An 8550-nucleotide genomic window follows, 5' to 3' on the forward strand; every position below is an offset into this window, starting at 1 on the left:
TCGTGGCGGGCCTGGTCGCCGGTATTGCCGCGCGGCCGGTGCTCGGCAACCTGATTGCCGGCTTGCAGATCGCGTTGTCGCAGCCCATCCGGCTCGACGACGTCGTCGTGATCCAGGGCGAATGGGGCCGCGTCGAGGAAATCACGGGCACCTACGTATCCATCAGGATCTGGGACCAGCGGCGCATGATCGTGCCGCTGCAATGGTTCATCGAGAACCCTTTTACCAACTGGACACGCAATAGTTCGCAGATCATCGGGACGGTGTTTTTCTACGTCGATTACCGCATGCCGATGGCGCCATTGCGCGAAGAGCTCGAACGCATCCTCGAGCATGCGCCGGAATGGGATGGCCGCGTGCAGGTACTTCAGGTCACCGACGCCACCGAAAAGTCGATGCAGATTCGCGTGCTCGTCAGTTCCTTCGATTCCGGCCTGAACTTCGACCTTCGATGCCGCGTGCGCGAAGGTCTGCTGAACTTTGCCCAAGCCGAGTTCCCGCAGTTCCTGCCGCGCACGCGGGCGGATTTGGCGCCGGAGGGCGAGCATGTCGATTTCGTCGCGCCGCTGGACCGGACGCAGGCAAGCAGCGCGATCCGGCCGCCAGTACGCGGAACGGCCAATACGGAAGCCGATCCGGTGGCTAGCCGCGGAGAGCGGCATGGCCCGGATCCGACGGCGCATTCGGCGGCATCGACAGCGCCTGAGCCTGCCAGCGCGGGCGAGCGGCGCTGAACGCCGCATCCGACTTCAAGATCCGGACAAAGTTTGAACTGAGGCCGCCGCCCGGGGCCAAATTCACTACTATTTCGGGATGGACCCGAAAACCCGGACGTCACGAACCAAGAAAGGAATTCCAGGAATGAGCCGTCTAGTCGTTGTATCGAACCGAGTTGCTTCACCGACAGAAACCAAAGGCTCCGCCGGCGGCCTCGCCGTGGGTGTATTCGGCGCGCTGAAGGACAGTGGCGGCGTGTGGTTCGGCTGGAGCGGCGACGTGGTGAGCGACACGGTCGCGAACCAGGGCCCGAAGCTCGAACAGGATGGCGCGGTCACATTCGCGACCGTTGGCTTGCCGAAAAAGGATTACGACCAGTATTACCGCGGTTTTTCGAACGCGACGCTCTGGCCGGTCTTCCATTATCGAAACGATCTGGCTGTCTACGACCGCGACGAATACGCCGGATACAGAAGGGTGAACTCGTGGCTGGCGCACCGTGCGATCAAGCTGCTGCAGCCCGACGATGTCATCTGGGTCCACGACTACCATCTGATCCCGTTCGGCGAAGCGCTGCGCTCTGAAGGCGTCACCAACCGGATGGGTTTTTTCCTGCATATCCCGTTTCCGTCGCCGCAGATCCTGCTCAACATTCCGCCGCACGAGGAACTGGTCAAGTCACTATGCTGCTACGACGTGGTGGGTTTCCAGACCCCCGGCGATCAGGCTGCGTTTCATGACTACATCGTGCGTCACGCGCATGGCACGGCGAGCGCGGATGGTCAGGTGGAAGCCTTTGGCCGAAAGCTAAAAACGGGCGTGTACCGGATCGGCATTTTCCCCGATGAGATCGCCGAGCAAGCCACGCGTGGCGAAGCACGTCAGGACGTGATGGATCTGAAGCAGAGTCTTGAAGGACGCAAGCTCATCATGAGCGTGGACCGGCTGGATTATTCAAAAGGGCTGGTCGAGCGCTTCAAGGCTTTCGAGCATTTCCTTGAGAAATCGCCGGAATGGCGCGGCAATGTCACGCTCGTGCAGATTGCGCCGCCAACACGCTCCGACGTCGATACGTACCAACAAATCCGCCATAACCTCGAGTATGAGGCCGGGCGCATCAATGGCCGCTACTCCGGTCTCGACTACACGCCGATCCGCTACATGAACCAGCGGTATGACCGGTGGAAGCTGATGTCGCTGTTCCGCGAATCGCAGATCGGACTGGTCACGCCGTTGCGCGACGGCATGAACCTCGTCGCGAAGGAATACGTTGCGGCGCAAAATCCGGACGATCCCGGTGTGCTCGTCTTGTCCCAGTTCGCCGGCGCCGCCGACGAAATGACGGGCGCTATCATGGTCAATCCCCACGATATCGTCGGCATGAGCGAAGCGATCGGGCGCGCGTTATCCATGCCGCTTGCCGAGCGTCGCGAGCGCTATGAGACGAACATGAAAATGCTGCGCAAGTACGATCTCGGCGTGTGGCGCGACTCGTTTCTCGCCGACCTTCGCGGTGTCCAAAAGGGCAAACCGTCGTCGAAGACGAAATAAGCGGTAATCAAAAAAACGTTCTCACCACTCAAGAAACGGTCCAAAAACGCCGATGTAACGTTGCAAAACGTGTGTTTCGTGACTGTAACAGCGTCATGAAAGTGAAAGTTTTGCAAACGCCAGCGCATTCACGGCCAATAATGCGGGTGTCGTCATTACGAGAGGAATGCTCGCGCGTGACGACCGGCGACCGTGCTTATCCGGCATTGCACCGGCTAAAGATCACGGCGACGTAAGACCGAGTGGAGACGAGAACAATGAGAATTGCACAAATAGCACCCCTGACCGAGTCGGTGCCGCCCAAGCTGTATGGGGGAACCGAGCGGGTCGTGTCGTACATCACCGAGGCGCTGGTCGAGCTCGGGCACGATGTCACGCTGTTCGCTTCGGGCGACTCCGAGACCAAGGCCAAGCTCGAAGCCGTCTGGCCACGCGCGTTGCGGCTCGACCCGGCTATCCGGGACCGGATTGCGCCACATATGCTGCTGATGGAAATGGTTCGCCGTCGCGCCGACGACTTCGACGTCCTGCATTTCCACATGGATTACTACTCGTTCTCGCTCTTCAAGCGGCAGGACACGCCGTTCGTCACCACGCTGCATGGCCGGCTCGACTTGCCGGAGCAGCAGCCGATTTTCAACACCTTCAACACCGCGCCGGTCATCTCGATCTCGGATTCGCAGCGCCATCCATTGCCACAGGCAAAGTGGTTGTCAACCGTGTATCACGGGCTGCCGGAAAAGCGATACATGCCGCAGCCGGTCGACCAGACCTACCTGGCGTTTCTCGGGCGCATATCGCCGGAAAAACGCGTGGACACCGCCATTCGTATAGCCGGACGTTGCGGCATGAAGATAAAGATTGCAGCGAAGGTGGACTCGGCCGATCGCGAGTATTTCGAGCGCGAAATTGCGCCCTTGATGAAGCTGCCGTATGTGGAGTTCATCGGTGAAATCGATGATCACCAGAAAGCCGATTTTCTCTCCGGCGCCCACGCGCTGCTGTTCCCGATCGACTGGCCCGAGCCGTTTGGCCTCGTGATGATCGAAGCCATGGCGTGCGGCACGCCGGTAATCGCTTTCAACCGCGGCGCGGTGCCGGAAGTGGTGGACGAGGGCGTGTCGGGGTTTATTGTCGAGGACGAGATTGGCGCGGTTGCCGCCGTGAACCGGCTGCACACGATCTCCCGCGCAGGCGTGCGCAAATGCTTCGAGGAGCGCTTCACGTCGCATCGCATGGCGCAACAGTACGTGGATGCTTATCAGGCCGTTGTGAGGGCGCAGAAGCGTTCACGGCTCAAGCTGATCGACAGCGCCACGAGCTAAAGGACCACGCAAGACAAAACCGCCGCGCAGTACGACCTTTCGGGTCGGGCTGCGCGGCGGTTTTTTTGCGGCATCAAGTCAACAAGACAGGCTTGGAAACCTCAGATGGACAGACGCGAGACCTTCGTGCCTTCCAGTGACAGATTGGCCATCAGGCCGGCGTTCGTCAGCACGAACACTTCGACCGGCGCGGTTGCTGTCGTCGAATCGATGTTGCCGTTTGCGCCCATCTTGACCAGTGCGACGGATGCATCGCCGCCCACCGACCAGCCGTCGGTGTTGCGGAATTTGTCGAGTGCGTCCTGCGTCATGAACAGGAAGATGATCGACTTGGATTGCGCACCAGCCTGCAAGCCGATGGAACCCGAGGTCGTGCTGTAATAGCCGACCGAGCTGCCGCCCACTCGCAGCGCGCCCTTGCCGTACTGCGCGCCCACGATGAAGCCCGCCTGGATTACCGACGGGAACACCAGCACGCCGCGCGCCTTGCCCACGAGTTCGCGTGAGCCTTTGGCCGTAACGTACAGGCGCTGCATGGTCGCATCGATATCCGAGTCGATTGAACGGCGTGCGTCCGCGTCGCCGGCCGTCTTTTGTGCGCCCTGGTTCGACGTCGTCGTGCAACCGGCCAGCGCGAAGCCGCCCATTGCAAGTGCGGCGGTCGATTTGATCATGAAGTTTCGTCTTTGCATCGTTTTCTCCATCGTGGTTTTTTGGGAAACCCCATCTAACGAGTGTTCCAGCAGGGCGATTTATAACACAGCAGGTCGTTTAACAACACCTTCGCTGACCGCGCAAAGCCTTGCCCCGCTTGGGCTTCAGCACGATAGCACGATCCGGTGAGGTAATTTTGACCTGAAACGGCCCGCCGCTTGGCCGAGCGAGAACCCGCTTGTTTGTGTGAAACATTTTGTGCTCCCGTCCGGCAGATCTGCACGCCGCAAAATACGGGCCACCTCAACGAGGAAAGGCGAATTACGGTCAAACTTACCCGTAAAAATAAGTTTGAAAGATGGGATGATTTGGTCGAAAAGAAGCGGTTTTGTTGTCACAACGCAAATTCGCGGTCTCATGGTTTGGCGACGTGCGTGGTTTTGTGAGCGGGTTCGTGCGTGGATTGAACGTCGTTTTTCTTCATCGGATGACGCAATGATCGACGAATCACGCCGATGATCGCACCGAGCACGAAAAGCGTGATGGCCGGGACCACCCAGTATCCAATGAAGGCAGTCCAGAGATAGCCGAACAGCACGCCTTTGCGTGTCGCGTATTGGGCGATGGCCTGCTGGTCCAAAGCGGTTTTCGCAGCTAGCATGTCTTGAGGACATCCGGCGCTTCGCGCTTCATCGATTGGACCGTGGCAGCGTTGAGCTGCGGGCTGCGCGCGTTGGGTATCGGTGAACGACCAGGTTGAAAGCGTGTGTGACAGGTCCGCGGAGTCATAAGCGAGTTGCTCGCGGATTTCATTTGCTGCCACGATCATCACCGGGACCGCCCAGAAGACGATCAGCACCAGCCACCGCCTGAACCAGCGGTTTTTATATCGCCACACCATCCTCGGGCCTCCGTCCGTTGCAGTGCTGCAAACCGGCAAGACTGGCGGACCCGTAGCGCTTGAATGTCGTATTTGTGTCTTAGGGCAGGGCCGCCTCCGCGTCATCTTATGAGATAAACCGCGTTGCGCGTAGCATGACCGTAGGTGCGCTGCAATAAGAGAGGGTACGGGTTTTCCCGGCTTTGCGACCCTTTGCCACGCCTCGCGATGCTTTGTGACGTTCTGCCGCGGGGGGTTTTAGTCGGTCGATCGATAAAAAAGCCGCGGGCCCGAAGGCGCGCGGCTTGCGCGGTAACGACCCGCGTCACCTCGCTGCGGCTTATCCCTTGTTGCTCAGGCAGTCTTTCATGAACGCCTTTCGCTCATCGCCTTTCTTGCCGGTGGCAGTCTTGTTGCATGCCGTCATTTTTTGCTGCTGGGTCATGGGTGCAGCTGCAGCAACTGGCGCCGATGAAAGGCAGTCCTTCATATAAGCCTTGCGGTCGTCGCCTTTCTTGCCGGCGGCTTGCGTGTTGCAAGTACTCATTTTCGACTGCTGGCTGTTCTGCGCGAACGCTGGCGTTGCAGCGAAGCTCCCGCTTAACGCTACGCCCAGTGCCAACGCTGTCATGGTTGCCCGGATCTTCATGGCGATGCTCCCTCTTTGGATGGATGACGTGCTGCAAGGTGACGCCGGTCGAAATCCAGGACTGGCGTTCGCCGAACGACATATATGCTTCGGCGCCTCATTATGGCAAAAAGCCCTACAAATGCCGTACGGTTTCGTACCGATACAGCATGAAAACCTGCGCTCGCGCGTCGGCGCATGGAAGCGGAAGAACGGTCATCGCTGTACCACGATCAAGGTTGTAAGCTTGTGCTTCACGATGACGGCAATCGACTGTCGCAGGCTTACAATTTCGCCGGTGCTTGCCGCTGGCTGTCCGCACGCCATGCCGCGTTGCAGCGTCGCCACATTGCGGTTTTCGAAATGTTGCAGACCCGCTTGTTCCAACCGTTGAAGGAGTCGCGCATGACCAGCCCCTTGTCAGATCACTACAAAGGTTTTGAAATCAGCGTCCAGGCGTTGCGGCGCGCGAAGGAGCGCGACGAGCCCGACGACGGCCCGCGCCATTTCGATATCGTCGTGACCATTTCGCGCAGCTCGGCGGGCGAGAGCGGCAGATCGGAGATGTTCGGCGTGCCGGACCAGGAACCGTTCGAAAGTCCTATCGAAGCAACACGGGCCGGGATCGACTATGCGCGCAAGATCATCGACAAGCAGGTGGAAGGCCAGTCCGTCGATGAACTGTGATGGCTGCGTCATGTGGATCTGGGCCAATGAGCGGGTGTGCTGAAATCAGGGGCAACAGCAATTGCGGCATGCCGGGGAAACATCCACGCTTGGGGCGCGCGGCTGTCGGCCATACAGCCAGTAGAGCCGTTCTACAGGTTCTACGCGTCATAGGTTCAACGCCGTCCTACCCGACATCCGACAACTCGAACAATCCAGGAGATTCGTTGCATGAACTCACATGACAAGACCGTAAAACCAGCGCTGCGCCGCCGCTTTCTTTCCATCGCGCTGTCGCTTGGCGCTTGCGCTGCGCTGCCTTTGTCGATGTATTCGACCGGTGCCGCCGCTCAGACCGCGCATAAGCCCAAGGTCGCGCTCGTGATGAAATCGCTTGCAAACGAGTTTTTCCTGACCATGGAAACCGGCGCCAAGGATTACCAGAAACATAATCCGAGCCAGTTCGACCTGATCACGAACGGCATCAAGGACGAAACCGATACCGCCAACCAGATCCGCATTGTCGAGCAGATGATCGTGTCGAAGGTCGATGCGCTCGTGATCGCGCCGGCGGATTCGAAAGCGCTGGTACCGGTGATCAAGAAAGCGGTCGATGCCGGGATCATCGTGGTGAACATCGACAACAAGCTCGATTCCGACGTGCTCAAGTCCAAGGACCTGAACGTGCCGTTCGTGGGTCCGGACAATGCCAAGGGCGCGCGTCAGGTTGGCGAGTATCTGGCCAAGCAGAAGCTCAAGTCCGGCGATGAAGTCGGCATCATCGAAGGTGTCTCGACGACGACAAATGCGCAGCAGCGCACGGCGGGTTTCAAGCAAGCCATGCAAGCTGCGGGTGTGAAGGTCGTGGCGCTGCAGTCAGGCGACTGGGAAATCGACAAGGGCAACGCGGTGGCATCGCAAATCCTGAACGCGAACCCGAATGTGAAGGCGCTGCTGTGCGGCAACGACAACATGGCGATCGGCGCCGTGTCTGCAGTTCGCGCAGCGGGCAAGGCAGGCAAGGTGCAGGTCGTGGGTTATGACAACATCAACGCCATCAAGCCGATGCTCGCCGATGGCCGCGTGCTCGCCACGGCCGATCAATACGCTGCAAAGCAGGCAGTTTTTGGCATCGATACCGCGCTGAAAGCAATTGCCGAGCACAAGAAACAGTCGGAATTGTCCGGCGTGGTGGAAACGCCGGTGGATCTCGTTACCAAAAAGTAGTAAGTATCTGCATGGAAAAATGGGATTCGTCTGTCGAAATCTGTCTAAAATCTCAAGAACCGGGCATCGCTGCCGATAATTGAAGCAACGGCCGGGTCGTCGATGCACCATGAGATGACCGGCCAGGCGATGTTCAGCGTGGTTTTTACTGACGCGAAGGACCGGAGACAGCTTGTCAGAAGGGCTTGCCTGCAAACGATTGCGGCGTGCCTTGCGTGACAGCATCCGGTCCGCAGCAGCGGGAAGGCGATGGACAACATTATGGAAACCGCCCCGGTTTTAACGGTGAGCGGCGTTGGCAAGACCTATGCGGAGCCGGTGCTGGCGGGCGTCACGCTGGACTTGCGCGCGGGCGAAGTGCTGGCGCTGACTGGCGAGAACGGCGCGGGCAAGAGTACGTTGTCTAAGATCATCGGCGGACTGGTCGATCCGACTGCTGGTTCCATGACGCTTGGCGGCGAGCCTTACGCGCCCGCGAGCCGCAAGGATGCCGAAGCGCTGGGCGTGCGTATGGTGATGCAGGAGCTGAACCTTCTGCCGACTTTATCGGTGGCGGAAAACCTGTTCCTCAACCGTCTGCCCCAGCGCAAAGGCCTGAAATTCGGCTGGATCGACCGGGCGGCGCTGCGCGAGGATGCGCACCACGCAATGCGCCAGGTCGGACTGGACGCGATCGATCCCGATACGCTCGTGGGCGAACTGGGCATCGGGCATCAGCAGATGGTCGAGATCGCGCGGAATCTGATTGGCGATTGCCGCGTGCTGATTCTCGACGAACCCACGGCCATGCTGACCGCGCGTGAAGTGGATCTGCTCTTTGAACAGGTCGAGCGGCTGAAGGAGCGGGGCGTGGCGCTGGTGTACATCTCGCACCGGCTGGAAGAGTTGCGCAGGATTGCGGA

Annotated in this window: 9 protein-coding genes; 6 read left to right on the forward strand and 3 right to left on the reverse strand. The window is 59.4% G+C overall.

The genetic code is table 11. The features are described from left to right. The 3 genes from ACRXB1_RS23710 to ACRXB1_RS23720 form a co-directional block, all read left to right on the forward strand. Positions 1 to 734: mechanosensitive ion channel family protein (locus ACRXB1_RS23710; RefSeq protein ID WP_449493410.1), on the forward strand; the 734-nt coding region annotated here is incomplete at its 5' end. Between the two features lie 127 nt (positions 735 to 861). Further along, the gene (gene otsA, locus ACRXB1_RS23715; RefSeq protein WP_174364021.1) at positions 862 to 2268 is read left to right on the forward strand and encodes an alpha,alpha-trehalose-phosphate synthase (UDP-forming); all 1407 of its coding nucleotides are present in this window, start codon (positions 862 to 864) and stop codon (positions 2266 to 2268) included. A gap of 257 nt (positions 2269 to 2525) precedes the next feature. Beyond that, positions 2526 to 3593: a glycosyltransferase family 4 protein gene (locus tag ACRXB1_RS23720; protein ID WP_075359695.1), complete on the forward strand. Its 1068-nt coding sequence runs from the start codon at positions 2526 to 2528 to the stop codon at positions 3591 to 3593. Between the two features lie 101 nt (positions 3594 to 3694). Here the strand turns inward: ACRXB1_RS23720 and ACRXB1_RS23725 are convergent, their stop codons facing one another. The 3 genes from ACRXB1_RS23725 to ACRXB1_RS23735 form a co-directional block, all read right to left on the reverse strand. Next, complete coding sequence (locus ACRXB1_RS23725; RefSeq protein WP_062000842.1) at positions 3695 to 4285, reverse strand: BPSL1445 family SYLF domain-containing lipoprotein; 591 nt, start codon at positions 4283 to 4285, stop codon at positions 3695 to 3697. Positions 4286 to 4662: 377 nt separating this feature from the next. Continuing rightward, complete coding sequence (locus ACRXB1_RS23730; RefSeq protein WP_449493411.1) at positions 4663 to 5148, reverse strand: hypothetical protein; 486 nt, start codon at positions 5146 to 5148, stop codon at positions 4663 to 4665. 319 nt (positions 5149 to 5467) lie between these two features. Beyond that, a complete protein-coding gene (locus ACRXB1_RS23735; protein WP_061999371.1) occupies positions 5468 to 5776 on the reverse strand; it encodes a PsiF family protein in 309 nt (102 codons plus the stop codon). Between the two features lie 384 nt (positions 5777 to 6160). Between ACRXB1_RS23735 and ACRXB1_RS23740 the strand changes: the two genes are divergently transcribed. From ACRXB1_RS23740 to ACRXB1_RS23750, 3 genes are all read left to right on the forward strand, one after another. Then, positions 6161 to 6442, forward strand: coding sequence for a hypothetical protein (locus ACRXB1_RS23740; RefSeq protein WP_062000843.1), 282 nt, complete (start codon positions 6161 to 6163; stop codon positions 6440 to 6442). Positions 6443 to 6652: 210 nt separating this feature from the next. After that, positions 6653 to 7648 carry a sugar ABC transporter substrate-binding protein gene (locus ACRXB1_RS23745; RefSeq protein WP_062169926.1) on the forward strand — a complete coding sequence of 332 codons (996 nt, stop codon included), beginning with the start codon at positions 6653 to 6655 and terminating at the stop codon, positions 7646 to 7648. Positions 7649 to 7909: 261 nt separating this feature from the next. Next, the coding region (locus ACRXB1_RS23750; protein WP_449493412.1) for an ATP-binding cassette domain-containing protein at positions 7910 to 8550 on the forward strand (641 nt) is incomplete at its 3' end.

The organism is Caballeronia sp. M23-90, assembly GCF_053574605.1.